At 33.6% G+C, this 24,513-nt stretch carries 24 protein-coding genes; 16 read left to right on the plus strand and 8 right to left on the minus strand.

Going from position 1 to position 24,513, the window contains the following annotated elements; all coding sequences use genetic code 11:
- Positions 1-3: 3 nt before the first annotated feature.
- The 4 genes from DR980_RS00645 (at position 4) to DR980_RS00660 (ending at position 2,048) form a co-directional block, all read left to right on the plus strand.
- The gene (locus DR980_RS00645) at positions 4-225 is read left to right on the plus strand and encodes a DUF6095 family protein (RefSeq protein WP_113633340.1); all 222 of its coding nucleotides are present in this window, start codon (positions 4-6) and stop codon (positions 223-225) included.
- Positions 225-797, plus strand: coding sequence for a pentapeptide repeat-containing protein (locus DR980_RS00650; protein WP_113633341.1), 573 nt, complete (start codon positions 225-227; stop codon positions 795-797). The genes DR980_RS00645 and DR980_RS00650 overlap by 1 nt, the downstream gene beginning before the upstream one ends.
- Before the next feature lie 80 nt (positions 798-877).
- Positions 878-1,252, plus strand: coding sequence for a DNA topoisomerase IV (locus DR980_RS00655; RefSeq protein ID WP_113633342.1), 375 nt, complete (start codon positions 878-880; stop codon positions 1,250-1,252).
- 25 nt (positions 1,253-1,277) lie between these two features.
- Positions 1,278-2,048 carry a TerC family protein gene (locus tag DR980_RS00660; RefSeq protein ID WP_113633343.1) on the plus strand — a complete coding sequence of 257 codons (771 nt, stop codon included), beginning with the start codon at positions 1,278-1,280 and terminating at the stop codon, positions 2,046-2,048.
- 45 nt (positions 2,049-2,093) lie between these two features.
- On the opposite strand, the gene DR980_RS00665 is transcribed toward DR980_RS00660, so the two are convergent.
- The 5 genes from DR980_RS00665 to ychF all read right to left on the minus strand — a co-directional run bounded on the left by DR980_RS00665 (position 2,094) and on the right by ychF (position 10,105).
- A complete protein-coding gene (locus tag DR980_RS00665; protein WP_113633344.1) occupies positions 2,094-4,787 on the minus strand; it encodes a DNA gyrase/topoisomerase IV subunit A in 2,694 nt (897 codons plus the stop codon).
- The gene (locus DR980_RS00670) at positions 4,787-5,914 is read right to left on the minus strand and encodes a PDDEXK nuclease domain-containing protein (RefSeq protein WP_113633345.1); all 1,128 of its coding nucleotides are present in this window, start codon (positions 5,912-5,914) and stop codon (positions 4,787-4,789) included. Before DR980_RS00670 ends, DR980_RS00665 begins: the two co-directional genes overlap by 1 nt.
- A gap of 248 nt (positions 5,915-6,162) precedes the next feature.
- Complete coding sequence (locus tag DR980_RS00680) at positions 6,163-8,025, minus strand: DNA topoisomerase IV subunit B (RefSeq protein WP_113633347.1); 1,863 nt, start codon at positions 8,023-8,025, stop codon at positions 6,163-6,165.
- A 129-nt stretch (positions 8,026-8,154) separates the two neighbouring features.
- Positions 8,155-8,676: an NADPH-dependent FMN reductase gene (locus DR980_RS00685; RefSeq protein ID WP_113633348.1), complete on the minus strand. Its 522-nt coding sequence runs from the start codon at positions 8,674-8,676 to the stop codon at positions 8,155-8,157.
- Between the two features lie 334 nt (positions 8,677-9,010).
- Positions 9,011-10,105, minus strand: coding sequence for a redox-regulated ATPase YchF (gene ychF, locus DR980_RS00690; protein ID WP_113633349.1), 1,095 nt, complete (start codon positions 10,103-10,105; stop codon positions 9,011-9,013).
- A gap of 290 nt (positions 10,106-10,395) precedes the next feature.
- Between ychF and DR980_RS00695 the strand changes: the two genes are divergently transcribed.
- Positions 10,396-13,125 carry a TonB-dependent receptor gene (locus DR980_RS00695; RefSeq protein ID WP_113633350.1) on the plus strand — a complete coding sequence of 910 codons (2,730 nt, stop codon included), beginning with the start codon at positions 10,396-10,398 and terminating at the stop codon, positions 13,123-13,125.
- A 200-nt stretch (positions 13,126-13,325) separates the two neighbouring features.
- Here the strand turns inward: DR980_RS00695 and DR980_RS00700 are convergent, their stop codons facing one another.
- A complete protein-coding gene (locus DR980_RS00700) occupies positions 13,326-13,676 on the minus strand; it encodes a 4Fe-4S dicluster domain-containing protein (protein ID WP_091171992.1) in 351 nt (116 codons plus the stop codon).
- 139 nt (positions 13,677-13,815) lie between these two features.
- Between DR980_RS00700 and DR980_RS00705 the strand changes: the two genes are divergently transcribed.
- The 5 genes from DR980_RS00705 (at position 13,816) to DR980_RS00725 (ending at position 18,078) form a co-directional block, all read left to right on the plus strand.
- Complete coding sequence (locus DR980_RS00705) at positions 13,816-14,874, plus strand: acyl-CoA reductase (RefSeq protein WP_113633351.1); 1,059 nt, start codon at positions 13,816-13,818, stop codon at positions 14,872-14,874.
- Between the two features lie 93 nt (positions 14,875-14,967).
- Entirely contained in the window at positions 14,968-16,038 is a 1,071-nt protein-coding gene (serC, locus tag DR980_RS00710) for a 3-phosphoserine/phosphohydroxythreonine transaminase (protein WP_113633352.1), read from the plus strand.
- Between the two features lie 198 nt (positions 16,039-16,236).
- Complete coding sequence (locus tag DR980_RS00715; protein ID WP_113633353.1) at positions 16,237-17,187, plus strand: D-2-hydroxyacid dehydrogenase; 951 nt, start codon at positions 16,237-16,239, stop codon at positions 17,185-17,187.
- A gap of 121 nt (positions 17,188-17,308) precedes the next feature.
- Entirely contained in the window at positions 17,309-17,743 is a 435-nt protein-coding gene (locus DR980_RS00720) for a DUF6146 family protein (protein ID WP_113633354.1), read from the plus strand.
- A gap of 32 nt (positions 17,744-17,775) precedes the next feature.
- Positions 17,776-18,078: a DUF6787 family protein gene (locus DR980_RS00725; protein ID WP_113633355.1), complete on the plus strand. Its 303-nt coding sequence runs from the start codon at positions 17,776-17,778 to the stop codon at positions 18,076-18,078.
- Positions 18,079-18,094: 16 nt separating this feature from the next.
- Here DR980_RS00725 and DR980_RS00730 read toward each other — a convergent pair whose 3' ends face one another.
- Positions 18,095-18,394, minus strand: coding sequence for a hypothetical protein (locus tag DR980_RS00730; RefSeq protein WP_091171981.1), 300 nt, complete (start codon positions 18,392-18,394; stop codon positions 18,095-18,097).
- Between the two features lie 47 nt (positions 18,395-18,441).
- Complete coding sequence (gene msrA, locus DR980_RS00735) at positions 18,442-18,990, minus strand: peptide-methionine (S)-S-oxide reductase MsrA (RefSeq protein WP_113633626.1); 549 nt, start codon at positions 18,988-18,990, stop codon at positions 18,442-18,444.
- 247 nt (positions 18,991-19,237) lie between these two features.
- On the opposite strand from msrA, the gene DR980_RS00740 reads away from it, so the two are divergent.
- The 6 genes from DR980_RS00740 (at position 19,238) to DR980_RS00765 (ending at position 24,503) form a co-directional block, all read left to right on the plus strand.
- Complete coding sequence (locus tag DR980_RS00740; RefSeq protein ID WP_113633356.1) at positions 19,238-19,900, plus strand: ABC transporter ATP-binding protein; 663 nt, start codon at positions 19,238-19,240, stop codon at positions 19,898-19,900.
- A 139-nt stretch (positions 19,901-20,039) separates the two neighbouring features.
- On the plus strand, positions 20,040-20,804 hold the full coding sequence (locus DR980_RS00745; RefSeq protein ID WP_113633357.1) for a TIGR02757 family protein: 765 nt from the start codon (positions 20,040-20,042) through the stop codon (positions 20,802-20,804).
- Between the two features lie 123 nt (positions 20,805-20,927).
- Entirely contained in the window at positions 20,928-21,239 is a 312-nt protein-coding gene (locus DR980_RS00750) for a hypothetical protein (RefSeq protein ID WP_113633358.1), read from the plus strand.
- A 333-nt stretch (positions 21,240-21,572) separates the two neighbouring features.
- A complete protein-coding gene (locus DR980_RS00755; RefSeq protein ID WP_113633359.1) occupies positions 21,573-21,941 on the plus strand; it encodes a response regulator transcription factor in 369 nt (122 codons plus the stop codon).
- A gap of 25 nt (positions 21,942-21,966) precedes the next feature.
- Positions 21,967-23,070 (plus strand): HEAT repeat domain-containing protein, encoded by a 1,104-nt coding sequence (locus DR980_RS00760; RefSeq protein WP_113633360.1) that lies wholly within the window; start codon positions 21,967-21,969, stop codon positions 23,068-23,070.
- Positions 23,071-23,072: 2 nt separating this feature from the next.
- Positions 23,073-24,503, plus strand: coding sequence for a glycosyltransferase family 2 protein (locus DR980_RS00765; RefSeq protein ID WP_113633361.1), 1,431 nt, complete (start codon positions 23,073-23,075; stop codon positions 24,501-24,503).
- Positions 24,504-24,513 lie beyond the last annotated feature (10 nt).

The raw sequence follows: 24,513 nt of genomic DNA on the forward strand, positions 1-24,513 counted from the left end.
ACGATGGCAACCAACAAAGAACTATTATCTAAAGGAATCAAATATTTATCAGGAGCTTTACCGTTGATCTTCATTGGTCCTACCTTAATATATAATGCCTTTATGAACAAACAAAATGTCTGGCATTATTTGGTTTTAGCAATAGGAATTATAGCTTGTATTGCTGCCATGTATTTGATGTTTTTGGGGCTAAAAACAATTATGAAAAGCTTATTTAACGACTAATGGAAAACCTAATTCACGTTAAAAAAACATTTGAAAAAATCGTTTACGTCGATAAAAAAGTGAACAATAGAGAATTTGAGGATTGCGTTTTTAAGAACTGTGATTTATCAAATAGTGATTTCTCGTATAGCAGCTTCATGGATTGCGAGTTCATTGATTGCAATTTGGCTATGACTAAATTATCTGGGACTAGCTTGAAAGGTGTACAATTTAAAAACTGCAAATTACTGGGAATTCAATTTGAGGAATGTGATGATTTCTTGTTTAATGTCAGTTTTCAAGAATGTGTTTTGGATTATTCCTCGTTTGCCAATAAAAAAATGCCGAAGACAAAATTCAATTCCTGTTCATTACGAGAAGTAAGCTTTGTTGGAACCAATCTTACAAGCGCCGTTTTTGACAATAGTAATTTAGATGGTTCTATTTTCAATAATACGCAATTAACTGGAGCCGATTTTTCAAAAGCTACTGATTTTAAAATTGATCCCGAATTCAATCCGATGAAAAAAGCAAAATTTTCAACTCAAGGAATTATTGGACTTTTAGATAAATACGATATTAAAATTGTGTAATTAGATTTCTAACAACAAGCCTTCGATTGAATCAGTAAAATTGATTTACTTTATAAAAATTAAAAATAAACCTCTTACTAATGAAAAAAATAATATTCCTCCTCCCACTACTGCTACTAATGTCGTGCTATGATGCGGAGCGCAATTGCAAAGATTTCAAAACCGGAAAATTCAAATTTGAATATGAAGTTGACGGTGTGAAAAAAACTACTCTTTTTGAACGCAATGACACTATAGAGATTGAAACTTTTGAAGGCAAAACAGATACAGCTTCAATTCGATGGGTAAATGATTGTGAATATGTGTTACAAAAAATACATCCTAAAAATATGGCTGAGGAAAAAGCTATTGGTATGAAAATTTTGACAACCTCAAAAAATTCCTATACCTTTGAATTTGGAATGGTTGGATCAGATGCCAAACAAAAAGGAACTGTTACCAAAATTGCCGATTAAAAATTATAATTTATAACTGAATAAAATGGAAGTATTTTTAAATCCCGACGCTTGGATAGCCCTTTTAACATTGACATTTCTGGAGATTGTATTGGGAATCGACAATATCATTTTCATATCAATTGCCACAGGAAAACTGCCTGTTGAACAACGCAAAAGAGCCACTAAAATAGGAATGTTCCTTGCCATGTTCATGAGAATTGCACTTTTGTTTGGTATCAATCTGTTGATACAAATGAAAGAACCTTGGTTTTATATTGATTTGAGTTGGTTTTCAGCTGGAATTACCGGTCAGAGTCTTATATTACTTGGTGGTGGTTTATTCTTAATTTACAAGAGTACGAATGAAATCAGAGAGAAAGTTGATGAAAAAGGACATGAAGAAAAGGAATTAGGTAAAACGGCAACTAAATCATTTCAAAATGTACTTATCCAAATAATCATGATTGATTTAGTTTTTTCTTTTGATAGTATTCTTACCGCGGTAGGAATGACAAACGGTGTGGAAGGTGCTTTGTACATTATGATTACAGCTGTCGTAATCTCAGTTTTAGTAATGATGCAATTTGCTGTTCCTGTTGGGAATTTTGTCAATAAACATCCTTCTATACAGATTCTGGGATTATCGTTTTTGATTCTTATTGGGATGATGCTACTGACTGAAAGTGCCCATTTATCAAATGCTTTAATCTTTGGAAGTCATGTTTCACCAGTTCCAAAAGGATATTTATATTTTGCAATTTCATTCTCATTATTAGTTGAAGTGCTGAATATGAAAATGAAGAAAAATAAATAATAAAAACCTTTTTTAAATACAGAAGCTCCTTTTCAGGAGCTTCTTTTATTCTAAAGATAAAGTAATCTGACCATCATCATCTAATTGAATCGAAGCATCATCAGCATCCGTTTCTCCTTTTACTTCTAAATCCTCAGCAATTACCTCAACCGGAACTTCATAAGCCAAAGGCTCTAATAGATTTACTTGTTTCAACTTATCAGCTGTCAATTGATTTCCTAATGCTTTAAATCCTTTCAAGGCAATAAAAGATTCAATGTCCACCGTCATATTTTCTTTCTGTACACCTTTTACTTTTGTAAAAACTAGTTCCGCAACTGGACGATAATCTGTTGAGACAATTTCAAGATGTGAATTAGCATGTTCCGTGATAAAAGTTTCTTCTTTATTCTCTGTTTCAACTAAAAAACGTTTGATATAATAACGTTCTTTTTCTCCATCGTAATAAATCGCCGATATTGGTTTTTTTGGAATCCATTTTTCCAAAACTACCATGTCTTCATCAAAATGCGTAGACAATTCCGGCGTAATTACTTTCGCTTTCCCCGTTTGTGAAATGATTAGAATCTTATCACTTGGTCTGAATTCACCCAACAATTCTCCTCTTCCATCTACATTCAATCGTTGAACAGTATCATCAAACCAAACTTTTCTTGGTAATAAAGTAGAAATTCCTTTCTCCTTCAATTCTATTTTTTTAATTGGATATTTAGTTACCAAATTCCCTTTGGAAGCGCGTCCTTTTATCGCTAAACTGGCGAAATCAATATCGAATTTCAGTTTTTTTACACTTCCTACCTGGCGTAATAATATTGTAATTACTTCTGCTTCACCATTTGGATTACAAGAAAAATACAATACTTGAGAACCAGCAGTTTCATTGGTTAAATCGTAGGCTTTATCTCGGGTAACTCCAGAAACATTGAAACGTTTTATGTATGAAGGCCCCGATTTTCCGTCACGGTAGATCATATTATAAATCGTTCTTTTATCGCTTTTATCAAAAATAGCAATGTGAATTATGTCTTTACCCACGAAAGTTTTAGCATCTACTTTGGTAATCATCATTTTTCCGTCACGCAGAAAAACAATTACATCATCAATATCAGAACAATCCGTAACATATTCGTCTTTTTTCAAACTTGTACCTACGAAACCTTCTTCCTTATTTACGTATAATTTAGTATTTCTTAAAACTACTTTCGTTGCTTCAATATCATCAAAAATTCGAAGCTCTGTTTGACGCTCACGCCCTTTCCCATACTTCTCTTTCAACTTGGTAAAATAGGCAATCGCAAAATCAATCAGATGTTCTAAATTGTGTTTTACTTGTTCGATATCACCTTCCAATGATTCAATTTTATCCTGCGCTTTATTACTGTCAAATTTGGAAATACGCATGATTCGGATATCCAATAAACGCAGAATATCGTCTTCAGTAACCGCTCGTTTTAAATGTTTTGTGTGTGGTTTCAAACCGTCATCGACGGCTTTAATTACCGTTTCTCGAGTCGTCATTTCTTCAATGTCACGATAGATTTTATTTTCGATGAAAATACGTTCCAAAGAAAGAAAATGCCATTGTTCCTCCAATTCACTCAATTGAATTTCAAGTTCACTTTTCAACAATTCAACGGTTCTGTTCGTTGATATTTTCAACATTTCAGAAACACCAATAAAAAGTGGTTTGTTATCCTCGATCACACAACCTAAAGGAGCTACCGAAGTTTCACAAGCCGTAAATGCAAATAATGCATCAATAGTTTTATCAGGAGAAACACCTGGAAAAAGGTGAATTAATATCTCAACCTCAGCAGCGGTATTGTCCTCAATTTTCTTGATCTTGATTTTCCCTTTTTCATTGGCTTTCAAAATACTGTCAATTAAAGTCGTAGTATTAGTTGAAAACGGAATTTGGGTAATCACCAATGTGTTTTTGTCCAGCTGAGCAATTTTGGCACGAACCCGAACACGCCCGCCACGCAATCCGTCATTATAATTAGACACATCAGCAATACCTTGCGTCATGAAATCCGGATACAGCATAAAAGGCTTCCCTTTTAATATTTTTATCGAAGAATCGATTAATTCATTGAAATTATGAGGCAAAACTTTGGTCGAAAGACCTACTGCAATACCTTCGGCTCCTTGTGCCAAAAGCAATGGAAACTTCACCGGAAGATTGTTTGGTTCCGCTCGTCTTCCATCATAAGAAACGCCCCAATCCGTGATTTTTGGACTGTAAATAACTTCCAAAGCAAACTTAGACAAACGCGCTTCAATGTAACGGGAAGCAGCGGCACCATCACCCGTTAGGATATTTCCCCAGTTTCCCTGACAGTCTATCAATAATTCTTTTTGTCCAATTTGCACCATCGCATCACCAATACTCTGATCTCCGTGAGGATGATACTGCATGGTGTGTCCCACAACATTTGCCACTTTATTATAACGACCGTCATCTAATTCTTTCAAAGAGTGCATGATACGACGTTGCACGGGTTTAAAACCGTCTTCAATCGCCGGAACGGCACGCTCCAAAATTACATAGGAAGCATAATCTAGAAACCAGTCTTTATACATTCCCGTAACTTTGGTAATGGTATCGTTTCCGTCTTCTTGATTATCGTAAAAATGTTGGCTTCCGGAAGAAATTATATCTTCAAAACCTCCATCACCACTTGTATTTTCGTCTTCTTGACCTTCTGGTAATATGTTTTCGTCTTCTTCGTCTTTCATTATATTGATTCCGAAATTAATTGTATTAAATCTTCTCTGCTTGGCAGAATTGTTTTGTATTTACTGGCAAAAATTTGTTCATTATTTTCCGGTAAAGTATATTCTACAACCAAATCACTTTTGTTTTGGCACAGTACAATTCCAATGGTTTTATTTTCGTCTTCCAAACGCATTTCTCTGTCGTAATAATTGACATACATTTGCATTTGACCTAAATCTTGGTGTTTTAATTCGCCTATTTTTAAATCAATCAGCACAAAACATCTAAGAATTCTGTTATAAAAAACCAAATCGATTCGAAAATGTTTATCGTCAAAAGTAATTCTATTTTGTCTTGCGACAAAAGTAAATCCGTGACCTAATTCTAATAAAAAATGTTCTAGTTTATTGATAATTTCCTCCTCTAATTCCGACTCGGAATACTGATGTAATTCTGGTAAACCTAAAAATTCTAAAATATAAGGGTCTTTAATAAGGTCTTTTGGTTTCTCTATAATCTGTCCTTGTTCCGAAAGTTTCAAAACTCCTGCTGCATCTCGACTTAAAGCCAATCGCGTATAAAGAGCTGAATCATATTGACGCTTTAATTCCCGAACACTCCAGTAGTATTTCTCAGATTCTATTTCGTAGAAACGTCTTTCTTTGTCATCGTCAATTCGCATTAAGAATGAATAATGAGACCATGTCAATTTAAAAAATGAAATCAGCGATTGCATTTTTTGATTTTCAGAAAACCCAGTCAGTGGTTGAGGGATCTTAATATTCAATTCCCCATTCAGTGACTGGGATTTTTGAATTTGTAAAATCCGAGACACTGTCTCGGAAATTGAGTAAGTTAAATAAAACTTTCTTATATTCTCTAAATTAGCTACAGAAAACCCTTTTCCAAACTCAATAGTCAACTGTTCAGAAAGTCCTTTTAGTAGTTGCTTTCCATATTCAGCTCGCTCTTTTCCGCTTTGCTCTTCTTCCACAATCATTCTTCCTATTTCAAAATAGGTATACACCATTGTTGAATTTACAGTACGTAAAACCTGTTGACGGGCATTTTGCAATAGCGCGACTACTTGAGAAAATAAAATTTTATTTTGAGAATTATCTGAAACTGTATTTTCTTTGTCTTTCATTAAATATATTCTATTGAATAGTAGTCAACTCTAATTTTTCGCTTAAAATGCTAAAAAGAATATTTCTCTTTACAAACATGCTCTTCCTTTCTAGTCTCATTTCCATTTGTATCCAACTCTTTCTTTATAACTATATCACATTCCTTATGATCATTACTACCTTTAATAAAAAAAATAGTTGAAAAACTAATCAAAAATAGTAAAGCGATAAAAATTAGCGTTCTTTTTGAAGGCATCCTAATAACTATTTAAACTTTCTCGATTACATCTAATTCCACCTTCAAATTCTTGATAATAAATTCTTGTCTGTCGGGAGTATTTTTACCCATATAAAAAGAAAGCAATTGTTCTATCGAAGTGTTTTTATCCATCATAATAGGATCAAGACGAATGGTTTCTCCAATAAAATTCTTGAACTCATCCGGAGAAATTTCTCCCAATCCCTTAAATCGGGTGATTTCCGGTTTTGGCTTTAGTTTTTCGATTGCTGCTTTTCGTTCATCTTCAGAATAACAATAGATTGTTTCTTTCTTGTTTCTAACTCTGAAAAGTGGTGTTTGCAAAATATATAAATGTCCTTCTTTTATCAATTCAGGGAAAAATTGCAGAAAGAACGTAATTAATAACAATCTAATGTGCATTCCATCGACATCGGCATCAGTAGCAATTACAATATTGTTATAACGCAATTTTTCTAATCCATCTTCAATATCAAGTGCCGCTTGTAATAAATTGAATTCTTCATTTTCATAAACAATTTTCTTGCTCATTCCATAAGAATTCAAAGGCTTACCACGTAAACTAAAAACGGCTTGCGTATTTACATCACGTGATTTGGTAATCGACCCAGAAGCTGAATCTCCCTCCGTAATAAAAAGCGTGCTTTCTAAATTTTTAGGATTTTTAGTATCCGGAAGATGCGCCCTACAATCTCTTAATTTCTTATTGTGTAAGTTCGCTTTTTTGGCACGATCAGTGGCTAGTTTCCTGATTCCAGATAATTCTTTTCGCTCTCTTTCTGCTTGAAGAATTTTGCGTAACAATGCGTCTGAAGTTGCAGGATTCTTGTGCAAATAATTATCTAATTTCGTTTTCACAAAATCATTTACAAAAGTTCGAACCGAAGGCATTCCTGGCTCTGAACCCATATCAGTTGAACCTAATTTAGTTTTGGTCTGTGACTCAAAAACCGGTTCCATTACTTTGATGCTAATCGCTGTAACAATCGATTTTCGAACATCTGAAGCTTCGAAACTTTTATTATAAAACTCCCGAATCGTTTTTACAATTGCTTCGCGATACGCCGCTAAGTGCGTTCCTCCTTGCGTGGTATTTTGTCCATTTACGAAGGAATGATATTCCTCGCTGTACTGTGTTTTACTGTGTGTTAAAGCAATCTCGATATCGTCGCCTTTCAAGTGAATGATTGGATATTCCAAATCTTCAGCGTGAATGGTTTCTTCTAATAAATCTTTCAGACCATTCTCAGAAAAATATTTTTCTCCGTTAAAAATGATTGTCAAACCATTGTTTAAATAACAATAGTTTTTAAGCATTTTGATGATATACTCGTAGCGGAATTTATAATTTTTGAAAATCGCTTCATCCGGAATAAAAGTTACTTTAGTTCCTTTTCGTTTCGTTGTATCAATAATATCTTCTTCGAGAACTAAGTTTCCAGCAGAGAATTCCGCTGCTTTTTGTTTTTCGTCCCGAACGGATTCTACACGAAAATAATTTGACAAAGCATTTACAGCTTTTGTCCCAACTCCATTTAAACCAACGGATTTTTTAAATGCCAAAGAATCGTATTTTCCACCGGTATTCATTTTAGAAACTACATCAATGACTTTTCCTAATGGAATTCCACGCCCGTAATCTCGAACATTAACCGTTTTATCTTTGATTGTAACCTCAATTGTTTTACCGGCACCCATGACAAATTCATCGATACAGTTATCCAAAACCTCTTTGAGAAGAATGTAAATACCATCATCCGGAGAAGAGCCGTCACCCAATTTCCCGATGTACATTCCGGGACGCATGCGAATATGTTCTTTCCAGTCGAGTGACCGAATATTATCTTCGGTATATTGATTTTGATCGGACATTGTAAATTTTGTGGATTTTGTGCTAATGTAGTGTAATTCGATAAAATTTAAAACAGGAATCAGCCAAAGTTATCAAGAATGATATTGACATTTTCTATTCAAAGATTTAAAGATTGAAAAATTAAAAGATTAAAAATTTTTAATGATTTCTTTCAGTTGATTATCCAATTCAGGATTGGAAATTTTTCCTTTTTCTAAATCAAAATTAATATCAAAACTAGGCAATGAGAAGCTTGCTTTTACATTTCCTCCATAAAAAGGAAAGGCATTTTTTGCAATCCCCAATACACTAGCCCCGCCCTTTGCTCCTGGCGAAGTTGCCATCAATAACATTGGTTTTTCCTGAAAAACCTTAGCATTTATTCTAGTACACCAGTCAAAAATATTCTTGAAAGCCGCTGAATAATTACCATTATTTTCCGCCATGGAAACTACTAAAACATCAGCGGTAGCAATTTTAGCCAGAAATGATTTTGCTAACTCAAGTTGTCCCATTTCCTTTTCGATATCTACTGTGAAAATCGGCATTTGAAAATCGTTTAAGTCCAAAACCTCCACTTCGGCATTTTCAAAAAGAGTTGCTGCGTACGTCGCTAATTTTTTATTGATAGAGTTTTTACTGGGGCTTGCGCCAAAGGCTATAATTTTCATGATGATTAGTTTTTATTAAAAGTAGTAAAAATAAAATAACAACAAAATAATTAGCCACTGATTCACAGATTACGACAACAAATAAGAAAAAAACAAAATTTCATTTTCCTACAAATCGATTTTACCCCAGATTGCAACGGAAAGCATTTTTTTGATCAATTTCATTTTTTATTGACATAAAAGAGCGACCGAAGGAAGCTCCTTTTTTGTCTTATAAAAAAGAGATTGATGGGAAAATCTTGAAGTGGAAAGCTGGAATAGGTCCATAAAAAAACTGTCCAATTGCTTGAACAGTTTTCTCTATCTTCTTTAGTCTATTTTCTTTAATCTAATATTAAACGTTGAATCTAAAGTGCATTACATCACCATCTTTAACGATGTATTCTTTTCCTTCTACTTTGAATTTTCCAGCTTCTTTACATTTGGCTTCAGAACCGTAATGAACGAAATCTTCATACGCAATAACTTCGGCGCGGATAAATCCTTTTTCGAAATCAGTGTGAATTACTCCCGCAGCTTGCGGCGCGGTTGATCCAACATTGATGGTCCAAGCACGAACTTCTTTGACACCGGCGGTAAAATAGGTTTGTTGCTTCAATAATTTATAAGCGGCACGAATTAAAACCGAAGCTCCTGGCTCTGTCAATCCCATGTCTTCAAGGAAAACCTGACGCTCTTCATAGCTTTCTAATTCGGTAATATCGGCTTCCGCACCTACAGAAAGCACGATAACTTCTGCATCTTCATCTTTTACTAATTCACGAACTTGGTCTACATATTTATTTCCGTTAACAGCTGAATTTTCATCCACATTACAAACGTACAATACTGGTTTTGCGGTAATCAATTGGAAACCTTCCATCAAAACTTCTTCATCATTATTTTGCGGAGTAATAGTTCTAGCAGATTTTGCCTGAAGTAACGTTTCTCTAATTCTGTTCAACAACGCTTCCTCAACAATTGCTTCTTTATTTCCTGTTTTAGCCGCACGTTTTACTTTTTCTAAACGTTTTTCAACATTTTCCAAATCTTTCAACTGCAACTCAATATCAATTGTTTCTTTATCTCGAATAGGATTTACATTTCCATCAACGTGAACAATGTTGTCATTATCAAAACAACGCAAAACATGAATAATCGCATTACATTCTCTGATATTTCCAAGGAATTGGTTTCCTAAACCTTCGCCTTTACTAGCTCCTTTTACCAATCCTGCAATATCAACAATATCAACAGTAGCCATTTGTACACGTTCTGGTTTTACTAGTTCTTCCAATTTTTCTATTCTGGAATCCGGAACATTTACAACTCCTATATTAGGTTCGATAGTACAAAAAGGAAAGTTGGCACTTTGCGCTTTTGCATTGGATAAACAATTGAATAATGTTGATTTTCCAACATTTGGTAATCCTACAATTCCTGCTTTCATATGTAGATAATATTTGTTTTTTAATGGAATATTTTGTCGTATTCTTTCTGTATTTTAAACAGAATTCGTACTACTTTTTTCTGCAAATAACACGCTAAGTTTAAATATAACGTTTGCTCTAAAAGTTTGCAAATATAAGATTTTATAAATGTTTTAAATAATTAAAAACTATACATTAAAGAGGTCTAATATGTTTTTTATAAAAAAATAAAAAAATTACAAATTTTATGTTAAAAAAAATTATATTGCGAATGATTTTAAACCAAACCAAAAATTAAACACAACTTATTATGAAAAAATTTGCATTATTATTAATCCTTTTAAACGTCTCGTTTATTTTTGCTCAAAAGCAAGTCTCGGGCGTGGTAAAAGACAACACTGGCAATGTTTTACCGGGCGTAAACATTGTTGAAAAAGGAACTCAAAACGGAGTTTCGACTGACATGGACGGAATGTATACCATTAAAGTAAAAGAAGGGGCTACTTTAGTTTTTAGCTATGTTGGTTTTTCTAAATTAGAAAGAGCAGCTACTGATGCGGTTATAAATATAGTTTTATCCGAAGAAGGCGGACAAAATCTTGACGAAGTTGTAGTTACAGGAACCAGAACGGCTCCAAGAAGTAACACAACATCAGCGCTTCCTATAGATGTATTATCAGCAAAAGATTTAAATTCAACCGGACAAGCTTCATTTGACAAAGCATTACAGTACAAAATTCCATCATTCAACACGGTTCAAACACCTGTGAATGATGCAACTTCATTACTTGATCCTTATGAAATCAGAAATATGGGACCAAGTAGAACCCTAATCTTAATCAATGGAAAAAGAAAAAACATGAGTTCACTTGTGTATACGCAAACTTCTCCGGGACGTGGAGAAACAGGTTCAGACATCTCTGCAATTCCAACAGATGCTATTGAAAGAGTTGAAATTCTTCGTGATGGAGCGTCTGCTCAATATGGATCTGATGCTATTGCTGGTGTAATGAACATCATCTTAAAAAAGAATACTAATTACGGATCTGTAACAGTAAGAACTGGTGTTACATCTGAGGGAGATGGCGAAATGTTAGGTGTGAGTTTGAACAATGGATCAACTGTTGGTGATAAAGGATTTGTAAATTATACAATAGATTTTTCTAAAGTCAATCTGGCTAACAGACCCGGAAAAGTTGATGCAGCTGCCGAAGCGGATGGAAACACAGGTTTTGGAGCTCCTTTAGCAGATGTTCAAGCTTTTCTTGCAAAATATCCTGATGCTGGAAATATTAATGGTTCTCCTGAAACTGCTGCTGCTAAATTTTTAGTAAATGGTGGAGTTAATTACACAGAAAACACTCAATTATACTACAATGCTTCTTACGTTTACAAGAAAGTAAACTCATTTGCAAACTACAGAACTCCTTATTGGAGAACATTAGATGAATTTCCTTATTTATTAGATTTATTTGGAGACGGCACAAATCCAAGTTCTTATGTAGGTTATGTTCCTACTTTTACAGGAGATTTGAATGATTATAATGCTACAGTTGGTTATAAAGCTACAAAGAATGAATGGAATACAGATGTGAGTATTACAACAGGCGGGAACAAACAAAGCTATACCGTTAGTAATTCTCACAATAGGTCAGACTTTGACGGAGATCCAGCAACATATGATTTTGTTTACGGTGGTTTAAGCCCAATTTCATTCAGACCAGGAGGAACATCGTTTAATCATATAGTTGGTAACTTGGACATTTCTAAAGCAGTTTCTGATAAAATTAGCATTGGTTTTGGATCTGAATTTAGAACAGAAAATTTTGAAATTATTGCTGGAGATGAAGCTTCATATTTTGGTGTAGGTGCAGATTCATTCCAAGGAAATACTCCTGAGAATTCAGGAAAATTTAATCGTTACAATTTAGGTGGCTATTTTGATGTTGCGTTTGATGTAACTAAAGATTTTTTGATTAATGGTACTGTTCGTTATGAAGATTATAGTGATTTTGGAGGAGCAACGGTTTGGAAAGTAAGTTCAAGATATAAATTTTTAGATGACAAAATCACTTTAAGAGGTTCGCTTTCAACTGGTTTTAGAGCGCCGTCTTTACACCAAATTTACACTCAAAAATCGCAATCCTCTTTCGAAGCTGGTGGAGCTATTGTGGTAACAGGTTTAATAAACAATGTTTCATCTGCAGCAAGACAAAACGGAATACCAAAATTAGATTCTGAAAAATCGAAAAACTTAACATTAGGTTTTGGATTAAAACCTTCTAAAGATTTTACTTTCACTTTAGACTACTACAATATCAAAGTAAAAGACAGAGTATTGCTAAGTAATGAAATTGCTTTTGAACTTGATCAAGCTGGAAAACCAACTAACAAACAAAGTTTTTTTGTAAATGGTATGGATACTAAAACTTCTGGACTTGATGTAGTTGCCAATTATAGAAATATTGAATTAGGTTCTGGTAAATTAGGATTTAATTTCTCTGGAAACTACACGTTTGTAAATGAAAGAGATGGTGCTGTAAAAGACCCTCAAAGTGTAAAAAACTTAACAGGAGCTTTAGCGAATCAAACTATTATTGATGCTACACAGGAAGCATTACTTTTTACGTCAAGACCAAAATTCAAATATATTTTGGGAGGAGATTACGAAGTTGGTAAATTTGGTTTTTCTTTGAATAATACTGTTTTTGGACCTACAAAATTCAAAAACGCAGGTATGAGCGATGATTTAAGAATCGAATTTTTAACAAAAGTTGTTACTGATTTGGGAGTTACATTCTCTGCAACTGAGAAATTAACACTTTCTTTAAATGTAAATAATTTATTAAATGTTTTACCTGAATGGAATTTTAAAGCTGAAAATGCTGCTGGAACTGCGCTTATTAATAATGCAGTTGCAATCAAAGAACAATCTGACTTGATTACTTTCAACCAACGTTACTCTCAAATGACGTATGATGGATATCACTTCAGCCAATTAGGAACTATGTTTAATTTATCATTGAACTATAAATTCTAATTCAGTTATAGAATAATTTAAAAAGGGCTGTCATTGACAGCCTTTTTTTTTGTTTATTCTCTGAAAAATTTAATAATTACCGTAAAACTATATTTGACTTAAAAAATACACTGATTATGAGTTTTGATATTTTGACAACAAAATAAAAAAAATCCCGAGTATAGACTCAGGATTTATGTTTGTTAATATCGTAATATTTATTATTCGTTGTGTAAAAACGCTTGTCTGTTCAACAAAGTCTCTTCACTTTCCACGTGATTGTCATCCGGAATACAACAGTCTACAGGACATACAGCCGCACATTGTGGCTCATCATGAAAACCTTTACATTCGGTACATTTTCCTGGTACGATGTAATACACTTCGTCAGAAATTGGAGTTTGAGCTTCATCAGAATCAATTTCGGTACCATCAGGCAAAATCACTTTTCCTTTCAGTTTTGTTCCGTCTTTGTATCTCCAATCGTCTGCTCCTTCATATATTGCTGTATTTGGGCACTCGGGTTCACAAGCACCACAATTGATACATTCGTCTGTTATTATAATTGCCATCTTTTTAATTTAGGATATTAAGGAAATAAGATTTTGGATTTAAGATTCTCATATCTTTCCTCTTTTAATCTTTTAACTATACGTTTTATAGCTTATTTTTGTGCAAAATTACAATCAAAACTATTCATAAGCAAACATTATGACATTAGAAACAAAAAAAAGTGTTTTTGTTGAATTAGGAAAATTTTTAAGTCAGTTTTCCGAAAATAACACTTTAAAAAATCCGGCTGTTTTGCACAACGAAACGTTTTTTGATGCTTTTGTTGACTTGATAAAATTATCACAATCGCATAATGGATGGTATACTCCTGAAAACGTCTATTTTTCCATACAATCTTGGGCAGAAGCATTAACAGAAGAAAACCTGAATCAATGGCTTTCAAGTTATACAATTCCAATTCAAGAGCCTAAAAAAGTCGCTTTAATTCTTGCAGGTAATATTCCGTTGGTGGGTTTTCACGATTTCCTTTCGGTTTTGATTACCGGAAATACTGTTTTAGTAAAAACATCCTCAAACGATCAGCATTTATTACCTTTTTTAGCGAAATATATCATTGCTGTTCAACCAGAACTAGCTCATAATATTACTTTTGTAGAGGGGAAATTAGAAAATTTTGATGCCGTTATAGCCACGGGAAGTAACAACACAGCCCGTTATTTTGAATATTATTTCAAAGATAAACCGTCGATTATTCGAAAAAGCAGAAATTCAGTAGCAGTTTTAACCGGTAATGAAACCAAAGAGCAACTTACCGCTTTGGGTGAAGATATTTTTCGCTATTTTGGATTGGGTTGCCGCAATGTTTCTAAACTTTTTGTTCCAAAAGGATATTCCTTTGTTCCGTTTTTTGAAGCGATATTTGCCTACCAGGACGTCATTCATTACGAAAAATACGCCAACAATTACGATTACAACAAAGCCGTTTTCTTGATGAGTAATTTCAAATTATTGGATAACGGATTTTTGACTTTAAAAGAAGATCAAAGTCATGCCTCGCCTATTTCGAGTGTTTTTTATGAGTTTTACGAAGATATAAATAAATTAAAAACAAGATTAGAGTCGGAAAGTGAGCTATTACAATGTATTGTTGCTGATGAGACTATAGAAAACAGCGTGGACTTTGGAGAAACTCAAAATCCCCGATTATGGAATTACGCAGATAACACCGATACTATTTCGTTTTTGTTAACAATATAGTATAAAAAAGTGCAATTATTTCGAATAAATTAACGCTTTTTAAACTCCTATTGTCGAAATTTGCACTTTAATTTTTTGGACATAAACTACACCATGAAAAAACACAACTACAGCGCAGGACCTTGTATTTTACCGCAAGAAGTTTTTGAAAAATCAGCACAAGCAATTTTAAATTTTAACGATTCTGGGTTATCTCTTTTAGAAATTTCGCATAGAAGTAAAGACTTCGTTGCCGTTATGGATGAAGCTAGAGCAATCGTTCTGGAACTTTTAGGCCTTGAAGGCAAAGGCTACAGCGCCTTATTTCTTGCTGGCGGAGCGAGTTTAGAATTTATTATGGCTCCTTATAACTTGATGAAAGAAGGCGGGAAAGCGGCTTATCTTGATACAGGAACTTGGGCAGCAGCAGCTATAAAAGAAGCAAAACTTTTTGGTGAAACTGTGGTTATCGCTTCTTCAAAAGAAGAAAACTACAATCACATTCCAAAAGGATATACTGTTCCTGCAGATGCTGATTATTTCCATTGCACTAGTAACAATACTATTTTTGGTACACAAATGAAGGAATTTCCATCAGTTGATATACCACTTGTATGTGATATGAGTTCTGACATATTTTCAAGAGAATTGGATTTTTCTAAATTTGATTTGATTTATGCAGGAGCACAAAAAAATATGGGACCAGCAGGAACTACGCTGATTGTTGTAAAAGAAGAAATTTTAGGTAAAAATGGTAGAATAATCCCAAGCATGTTGGATTACGCCAAACATATCAAAGCAGAGAGCATGTACAACACGCCACCTGTTTTTCCTGTTTACGCGTCTTTATTGACCTTACAGTGGTTGAAAAACCTAGGTGGAATTGCTGCTATTGAAAAAATAAACAATGCTAAAGCGGCGTTGCTTTATGGAGAAATAGACAGAAACCCTTTATTCAAAGGAGCTGCAGCTGTTGAAGACCGTTCGACCATGAATGCTACGTTCTTATTAAATGATGAAGCACATGCTGCAACATTTGATGCGATGTGGAAAGCAGCGGGAATTTCAGGTTTGCCTGGACACCGATCAGTGGGTGGCTACAGGGCTTCTATGTACAATGCGCTTCCGTTAGAAAGCGTTCAAGTATTGGTTGATGTAATGCAAGCCTTGGAAGCTAAAGTTTAGTTTTCAGTCGCAGTTTTCAGTTTCACAAAAAACATCAATTGAATTCTGGACACCTAGCCCCGATTGAAATGGAAATCCTTTTATGTTTTTTCTTTAAAAACATAAAAGATTGCAATGGAAAGCGGGAAATAGCTCCAGAAAAATAAAATTATAAATAATATGAGGATGATTTTTTTATTCCTCGCAATGACATAAAAAATGAAAGTATTAGCCAATGACGGAATTTCTAAAAGTGGAATTCTAGCTTTAGAAAAAGGTGGATTTGAAGTTATAACGACAAAAGTAGCGCAGGAACAAGTGGCTAATTTTGTTAATGAGAATAATGTAAGCGTTGTTTTGGTTCGTAGTGCGACTAAAGTTCGTAAAGATATCATAGACGCTTGCCCGGGCTTGAAAATTATAGGCCGTGGTGGTGTAGGAATGGACAATATTGATGTGGATTATGCTAAAAGCAAAGGAATTCACGTAATCAATACTCCGGCTTCATCATCAGAATCAGTGGCAGAATTGGTTTTTGCACACTTATTTTCTGGTGTTCGTTTCTTGCATGATTCGAACAGAAATATGCCGCTTGAAGGCGATACCAACTTTGATGGCTTGAAGAAAGCGTACGCAAATGGAATCGAATTAAGAGGAAAAACACTTGGAATAGTTGGAATTGGCCGTATTGGTCAGGCTACCGCTAAAATGGCGCTAGGATTGGGAATGAAAGTTATTGCAGCCGATAGTTTTATCCCGCAAGTAGATGTTACAGTATCCTTTTTTGACGGACAATCAATAACCACTACAATCGTTTCACAATCATTGGAGTCGTTGTTCAAAGAAGCTGATTTCATTACATTACACGTTCCTGCTCAAGATGGTTACATCATTAGCGAAAAAGAATTGGCGATTATGAAAGATGGTGTAGGTATTGTAAACTGTGCTCGTGGAGGCGTTATTGACGAAGTGGCATTAGTAAAAGCATTAGACAGTGGAAAAGTATTATTTGCAGGATTAGACGTTTTTGAAAACGAACCAACTCCTGAAATGGCTATTTTGATGAACCATAAAATCTCGTTGACTCCACATATTGGAGCAGCAACTGGAGAAGCACAAGACAGAATTGGTACTGAATTAGCGTCACAAATTATTAGTTTGTTAGGCTAAGTTTTTACTTAGTAAAATATTTAATTAGAGGCTGTTTTTATTAAATAGCCTCTTTTTTTTGGTCAAAACCCTATCAATCAATCATTTGTTTTTGTAACTTTATAGTTCAATTTTTTTCGTCATGAAAAACAGTTATTACATTACAATCGTCTTTTTTTGTGTGTTTTTGAGTTGCACCACTTCAAAAACTGCATTTCCAAGCACTGAAAAATCTGTTGCTGCTCAGGGCGACACAGTCCGAATTGCTAATGATGAACTGGAATACGAGGTGATTATCATTGATCCCGGCTTTAATACATGGCTTAATTCAAGAGCGTTCCCACGAGGGTATCATTCGCAATCTTTTTTGGAAACCAAAAATCAGCTTTATGTGATGGAATGGAACAGTCGTGTTTTGCAACCGCTACGTTATGATCCAAATTTATATGAAATGACAATAAATTATGACCCTAATATTGATTATGGATATGAGGTAAATTATTTGATATACAATTACATGATTTATTTTCAAAACACATACAAACAAAAACTTTTTGGTTTTGTCCCCATCAGATAATGTCACTATATTTGTATTCATTATAAATAAAAATGAACAAACTGAAACAACGTTGGGGAATTGATAGCAATTTTCAACTTACCATTATATTTATTGTTTTTGCGATAACCGGATCTGCATCGGCGTGGCTTTCTAAACCTTTTTGTTTTTGGCTTGGAATTACAAAAGAAGATTTAGGCTATTGGTTTACTCCTATTCGGTTAATTCTAATCTTTCCAATCTATCAAGTCTTATTAGTATTGATAGGATTTTTGTTTGGACAGTTCAAATTCTTTTGGTCTTTCGAAAAAAAAATGCTGAAACGCATGGGACTAGGATTTCTTTTTAACGACTAACAAAAAATGCCTCGAATTACGAGGCATCTTTGTTTTTAATTACATAATTATAAATCCAGGTTAACGTAAAAGTTGGAATAAAATCCGAAAATGGTAAAATTTCTTCCAGAAATGTAACAACTCCTCCTACTCTTCCTATTGTTCCTTTATACATCCAAGTCATTAAAAAACCGGCTAAAGGAGCCCAGATTACATCTGAAAATTCACCGATGAAAGGAACGGTAAACGAAAGCATTCCAATGGCATCAAACAGAATTCCCAATACCAGATTTCTGGTTTTGTTATTTACTGCACTAACGGACACTTGTTCTGTCATAGTATTTAGATTATTATTTTCCAGAATACGTACAAATCTAATGCCAATTATTTTTTGAGCTTGTCCTGATATAATTTTTTCAATTTATCAATTTTAGGAGTAATCACATAACTGCAATAGCCCTGAGTCTTGTTCTGATTGTAGTAGTTTTGATGATAATCTTCGGCTACATAAAACTTGGTTGCTGATGAAATTTTTGTAACAATTGGTTTTCCAAACGTATTCTCAGTCGTCATCAAAGCGATATAATCTTCAGATAATTGTTTTTGAAAAGGATTGTGATAAAAAATTTCACTTCGATATTGTGTTCCAATATCATTTCCTTGACGGTTCAATGTCGTAGGGTCGTGCGTGGCAAAGAATATTTCTAATAGTTCACCAAAACTTATTTTATTGGGATCAAACGTAATCTCAATCGCTTCGGCATGACCAGTATCACCAGTACTAATTTCCTGATAAGTAGGATTCACAGTGTTTCCACCTATATATCCTGAAACTACCTTACTTACACCGTCCAGTTCTAAAAAAACTGCTTCAGTACACCAAAAACAACCTCCTGCAAAGGTTGCAACTTCCATTCCGTTTTGTATTTCCATATTTTTTGTTTCTATACTTTTTGGCAAAGTAATATTCTTTTCTTTTGCACAAAATGAAAAAGGCAATAGCGCCAAAAAAATCCCAATTATTTTTTTCATAATTTGTATGATTTAGAATCAAATTTATTCAATAAATCGTTGTGAATATTCTCTGTTAACTAAAGTTTATAGTTTGTCAAAGGAAAATAAGTGGTGTTCCAATTCATAATCATTAAAATCTTTGTTTCTTTGTAAAAACAGTTTCAAAATGATACAAGCCAAAAATCTACATAAATATTACGACCAACTGCATGTGTTGAAAGGAGTTGATTTACATATTCAAAAAGGAGAAATAGTCTCTATTGTAGGTGCTTCCGGTGCAGGAAAAACGACACTTTTACAAATTCTTGGTACTTTAGACAAGCCCACCGTTGAAAGCGGAATTGAGTTGCGCATCAATAATGAAGACATTCTAACCATGAATGACAAAACCTTATCGAAATTCAGAAACTTGAATTTAGGTTTCATTTTTCAATTTCACCAATTATTACCGGAATTTACTGCCCTGGAAAATGTGTGCATTCCCGCTTTCATTGCCAATAAATCCAAAGAGGAGACTGAGACTGAAGCCAAAAAATTATTAACCTACCTTGGTCTTTCGCACCGAATGAATCACAAACCCAACGAACTTTCGGGTGGAGAACAGCAACGTGTGGCAGTGGCTAGAGCGCTGATTAATAAACCAGCCATCATTTTTGCTGATGAGCCTTCGGGAAATCTCGACACAGCTTCAGCTGAAAACCTGCATCAATTATTTTTCAAATTGCGCGATGAGTTGGGACAAACTTTTGTCATAGTGACACACAACGAGGAATTAGCGAACATGGCCGACAGAAAACTAATAATGGTAGACGGTTTAATTAGTAACTAGGAGCTATTTCCAGCTATACACTCTATCTTTTCATTTTTAAAGAAAAAATAAAAAGGATGCCGTTTCTATCTGAGCTATACCTTGAAACAACAAGAAGTATTTCCTAAAACAAATTAGTATTCAAAGTCATCAATCGAAAATGAATCCATCAGAACTTAAAGATTTCCTTGACGAAAAAGTCCTGCAATACAATACACTCGATTTCATAGAAAGTGATCCGGTACAAATTCCACATTTATTTTCACAAAAAGAAGATATTGAAATTGCCGGTTTTTTGAGCGCTACCATTGCTTGGGGAAATCGCACGATGATTATCAAAAATTCTCATCGAATGATGGATTTGATGGGAAATGCGCCATATGATTTTGTCATGTCACATACTGAAAATGATTTGGAACGATTGGAAACTTTTGTACACCGCACGTTCAACGGAATAGATTTTACTAGTTTTATTAGAAGTTTACAACACATATACAGCAATCATGGCGGTTTAGAATCGGTTTTCAATAAACATCAGGAAACCCATTCGATGCAAAAAAGTATCCATGAATTCAAGAAAATATTTTTTGAGATTCCACACCAGTATAGAACCCAAAAACATGTATCAGATCCGCTGAATAATTCCGCAGCAAAAAGAATCAACATGTATCTTAGATGGATGATTCGTCAAGACAATAAAGGAGTCGATTTAGGAATTTGGAAGAGCATTTCGCCAGCCTCATTATCGTGCCCTTTGGACGTACATTCCGGAAATGTAGCACGAAAATTAGGAATCTTAACAAGGAAACAAAATGATGGAAAAGCCTTGTCAGAATTGGACATAAAACTTCGTGAATTAGATAGTATAGATCCTGTTAAATACGATTTTGCTTTATTTGGATTAGGTGTTTTCGAGGGATTTTAACTTCCCTAAAAGTAAATTTATTGTTTGTATAATTTTTATTTATATATTTAGACCGGAAGTTGTTATAGAATAGTCCCCGCTGTTTTATTTACTACAAATGCCCTTACAAAAATTGAACTTAAAATGAACAAAAACATGAAAACCTACTTGAGTGTTTTGCTGCGAAATACTATTGATATCAATACTATTTTCCGAACTAAATTAGCATTTTTTAGTGTCCTGAAAAATATTAAACCTGAATTTAATTCTACAAATAATCTCTTTTATATATTCAAATTATCCAATGATTTGATTCGGTATTTTGCCAAACATCATGCGCTTTTTTACTTCCCTAGCTTTCAGTTGTTACGATATCGTAATGATAATGATTTTGGAAACAAAGACGAAATTAATGATTTATTCAAAAGAAATTTTTCTTTGAACTACGTGTATTAGTTTAAAACAAAATTTATAATGAAGTCTTCAACACAATGGGTATAATCTTTGCGTAGTTACTTTAATAATTTACTCAAACCCACAAGTTGTAAATAACTTCATTAATTAATCAAAAGTCAGAAACTATTGTTGCTGACATTTCGTAAGTATAGATGTTAGGTCAATCATTCCTATTTGGTATTCCCAAATAGAACAAATTAGAGATTCAATCCATGATGAACAAATTACTAAAAGAGAAACTACAAAATAAAATTGCAGAGCTTACAAACTTCTACCAATCAATTTTTATTTATATATCATTTACTTTTTTACCAAAACTAAAATTAATGCACCATGAGTGATGCCAAAAAAATTGTCTTAGCAGAGGATAATTCTATTTTTTTGTTATTGCTAAAATTCAGATTGGAAAAAGAGGGATATAAAATCCTGACTGCAGTAGATGGAAAAGAAGCAATTGACTTAATTGAAGAACACAGTCCAGAATTAATTTTGACTGACATTATGATGCCATTCATCAGCGGTTTAGAGGTTATCAGTCATGTAAGAAACAAATTGAACATGAAAACTCCAATCATCGTTTTTTCATCAGCCGGTCAAGAGGAAATAGTCCTTAAAGCATTTGATTTAGGAGCTACTGACTTTATGAGTAAACCTTTAAGTCCCAATGAACTTGTCATTAGAGTAAAAAGATTATTGCGTTAATAGTTCAAATTGCCCAGATTATTTTATGAATACAAATTACTTTTTGATTGATTATTTTAATGAATCACCATCTATTATTCAAGTAGCATGGAGCATTAGTGTTGTGTTTTTTATAATTATCATTCCATTAATTCTTTATCTAAAATTTCTGAGGGGACATTTAAGAAAAAAAGAAAGGGTAACAGCTGAATTAGAAAATGATTATGAATCGTCTCTTATTAATTATTTGTATTCTGGAAATGAAGAAGAGGAAATCAGCGCAGAGCAACAAGTAATTATCAATCAATTAAAAGAATGTATTAAAGACCCTTTTAGAAGAAAAATTTTAATTGGTGTTTTGCTGAAGTTAAAAAATGAAATTTCAGGGGAAATTGCTGAATCCATTCATAAACTTTATTTTCATACAGGTCTTGTCAATTTTGCTTTATCGCGATTAAAACATGAAAAGTGGTTTGTTATTGCGAAAGGAATCCGAGAACTAAAGCAATTCCATGTGAAGGAAGCGCATGATGAAGTTATTGTTCACATCAATCATCCCAGACGTGAGGTCCGAAAAGAAATGCAATTGTACATGGTCAATTTATTTTATTTTGAAGGACTGGATTTTTTAGATGTTTTAGAAACGCCATTATCAGAGTGGGACCAGATTCAATTATTAGAAGTATTACAACGAATGGAAAACCAAAATATTTCCAACATCAAATCTTGGTTAAATTCTTCTAATGATTCCGTTATCATTTTTGCTTTGAAACTTGCAAAAATCTACAATCAGTTTGAAGCAAAAGACGAACTCATTAATTTGTTACACCACATTAATAAAAAAATCAGACTGGAATCAATACATGTATTAAGTTATTTAAATGCTTTGGAAGCCAAAGAAATTTTGAAAAACAATATAGAAGAACGTAGTCCGGAGGAACAAATTGCTTTTTTTAAAATGATGGAGGATTTGTATGAACAAACGGATGAATCTTTTGTAGTGAAATACATCCATCACGAAATTTTTGAAATTAAGGTCTCTACTTTAAAAATTTTAAAAGTACTCAATAGAGAAAGATTCAATCTTCTTAAGTTTGAGTCTTCAGAGCCTAAATTTTTGAGAATCGTAAATTTTATCGAAAATAATTAAATATGGGAGCAACTACGTATCAAATTATTCTTGAGATAATTCATTATTTATTTTTTATTTATAGTATTGCGGCAATAGGATCTTATCTTGTACTTGCAGCAATTTCTGCTGTGGAGACGGTTGAATACAAACGAAAAAACAGCTTTGTTAATTACAAAGAAATAATGTCCTCAAACATTTCACCTTCTATTTCCATTATAGCACCTGCGTATAATGAAAGTTTGAATATCGTTGAAAACGTGCGCTCCTTATTGTCTAATCACTATGTAAATTATGACGTAATCATAGTAAATGACGGAAGTAAAGATGACAGCTTAGAAAAACTGATTGAAGTTTATGACTTGGTACAAATAGATTACCTCATCAACGAACAAATTCCGACCAAACCCCTCAGAAAAGGAATTTACAAATCTACCAATCCCGCATTTGAAAAATTGATTATTGTAGATAAAGAAAACGGAGGGAAATCTGATGCTTTGAATATGGGACTTAATATAAGCAACAGTAAATATGTAGCTTGTATAGATGTTGATTGTTTACTATTAGAAGATTCACTTCAAAAAATGATAAAACCATTTCTGGAAACGACTGGTAGAAGAGTTATTGCTGCCGGTGGAGTGATTAGAATTTCGAATTCCTGCGTTGTAAAAGACGGTAAATTACATGACGTTAATTTTCCTAAAAAATTATTAGAACAAGGACAAATTCTAGAATACATTCGTGCTTTTTTATTAGGAAGAATGGCTTGGAGCAGACTTAATGGCTTGTTGGTTATTTCTGGAGCTTTTGGTCTTTTTGATAAAAAAATTGCAATTCGGGTTGGCGGTTACGACACTAAAACTGTAGGCGAAGATATGGAGCTTGTAGTCAGAATGAGAGGTCACATGGAAGAACTGAAAAAAAAATACAAAGTAGCCTATATTCCTGATCCGTTATGTTGGACCGAAGCGCCTGATAATTATAAAATATTTATTTCTCAAAGAAACAGATGGACTCGCGGAACAATAGAAACCTTGAGAAGACATAGAAAAATTGGGTTTAATCCAAAATATAAAGCCCTTGGAATGCTGAGTTATCCGTATTGGTTTTTTTTCGAAAGATTGGCACCGGTAATCGAAGTGGTTGGCCTGTTTTATTTTGGAATCCTTATTTTATTTAATTTTGTGCGATGGGATTATTCCTTTGCCTTTATTACTTTAGCCTACTTATTTACCGTTTTCTTTTCGCTGATAGCCTTAATTACTGAAGAATTAACCTACCATCAGTATAAAAAGAAAGGAACAGGTTTTCGCTTATTACGGATTGCTTTTTTAGAACCAATTGTTACGCATCCCTTTATTTTATATGCTGCAATTCGAGGAAATATAGATTACTACTTTAACAAAAAGAAGAAATGGGGAGAAATGACCAGAAAAGGAATGACAAAAGCATAAAACAATAAAC

It is taken from the genome of Flavobacterium psychrolimnae (assembly GCF_003312425.1).
GTDB classification, from domain to species: domain Bacteria; phylum Bacteroidota; class Bacteroidia; order Flavobacteriales; family Flavobacteriaceae; genus Flavobacterium; species Flavobacterium psychrolimnae.

Excerpts from the sequence above, each read along its gene's own strand:
- DR980_RS00645 (WP_113633340.1), top strand. The coding sequence starts at position 4 with ATGGCAACCAACAAAGAACTATTATCTAAAGGAATCAAATATTTATCA.
- DR980_RS00650 (WP_113633341.1), top strand. The coding sequence starts at position 225 with ATGGAAAACCTAATTCACGTTAAAAAAACATTTGAAAAAATCGTTTAC.
- DR980_RS00655 (WP_113633342.1), top strand. The coding sequence starts at position 878 with ATGAAAAAAATAATATTCCTCCTCCCACTACTGCTACTAATGTCGTGC.
- DR980_RS00660 (WP_113633343.1), top strand. The coding sequence starts at position 1,278 with ATGGAAGTATTTTTAAATCCCGACGCTTGGATAGCCCTTTTAACATTG.
- DR980_RS00665 (WP_113633344.1), bottom strand. The coding sequence starts at position 4,787 with ATGAAAGACGAAGAAGACGAAAACATATTACCAGAAGGTCAAGAAGAC.
- DR980_RS00670 (WP_113633345.1), bottom strand. The coding sequence starts at position 5,914 with ATGAAAGACAAAGAAAATACAGTTTCAGATAATTCTCAAAATAAAATT.
- DR980_RS00680 (WP_113633347.1), bottom strand. The coding sequence starts at position 8,025 with ATGTCCGATCAAAATCAATATACCGAAGATAATATTCGGTCACTCGAC.
- DR980_RS00685 (WP_113633348.1), bottom strand. The coding sequence starts at position 8,676 with ATGAAAATTATAGCCTTTGGCGCAAGCCCCAGTAAAAACTCTATCAAT.
- ychF (WP_113633349.1), bottom strand. The coding sequence starts at position 10,105 with ATGAAAGCAGGAATTGTAGGATTACCAAATGTTGGAAAATCAACATTA.
- DR980_RS00695 (WP_113633350.1), top strand. The coding sequence starts at position 10,396 with ATGAAAAAATTTGCATTATTATTAATCCTTTTAAACGTCTCGTTTATT.
- DR980_RS00700 (WP_091171992.1), bottom strand. The coding sequence starts at position 13,676 with ATGGCAATTATAATAACAGACGAATGTATCAATTGTGGTGCTTGTGAA.
- DR980_RS00705 (WP_113633351.1), top strand. The coding sequence starts at position 13,816 with ATGACATTAGAAACAAAAAAAAGTGTTTTTGTTGAATTAGGAAAATTT.
- serC (WP_113633352.1), top strand. The coding sequence starts at position 14,968 with ATGAAAAAACACAACTACAGCGCAGGACCTTGTATTTTACCGCAAGAA.
- DR980_RS00715 (WP_113633353.1), top strand. The coding sequence starts at position 16,237 with ATGAAAGTATTAGCCAATGACGGAATTTCTAAAAGTGGAATTCTAGCT.
- DR980_RS00720 (WP_113633354.1), top strand. The coding sequence starts at position 17,309 with ATGAAAAACAGTTATTACATTACAATCGTCTTTTTTTGTGTGTTTTTG.
- DR980_RS00725 (WP_113633355.1), top strand. The coding sequence starts at position 17,776 with ATGAACAAACTGAAACAACGTTGGGGAATTGATAGCAATTTTCAACTT.
- DR980_RS00730 (WP_091171981.1), bottom strand. The coding sequence starts at position 18,394 with ATGACAGAACAAGTGTCCGTTAGTGCAGTAAATAACAAAACCAGAAAT.
- msrA (WP_113633626.1), bottom strand. The coding sequence starts at position 18,990 with ATGGAAATACAAAACGGAATGGAAGTTGCAACCTTTGCAGGAGGTTGT.
- DR980_RS00740 (WP_113633356.1), top strand. The coding sequence starts at position 19,238 with ATGATACAAGCCAAAAATCTACATAAATATTACGACCAACTGCATGTG.
- DR980_RS00745 (WP_113633357.1), top strand. The coding sequence starts at position 20,040 with ATGAATCCATCAGAACTTAAAGATTTCCTTGACGAAAAAGTCCTGCAA.
- DR980_RS00750 (WP_113633358.1), top strand. The coding sequence starts at position 20,928 with ATGAACAAAAACATGAAAACCTACTTGAGTGTTTTGCTGCGAAATACT.
- DR980_RS00755 (WP_113633359.1), top strand. The coding sequence starts at position 21,573 with ATGAGTGATGCCAAAAAAATTGTCTTAGCAGAGGATAATTCTATTTTT.
- DR980_RS00760 (WP_113633360.1), top strand. The coding sequence starts at position 21,967 with ATGAATACAAATTACTTTTTGATTGATTATTTTAATGAATCACCATCT.
- DR980_RS00765 (WP_113633361.1), top strand. The coding sequence starts at position 23,073 with ATGGGAGCAACTACGTATCAAATTATTCTTGAGATAATTCATTATTTA.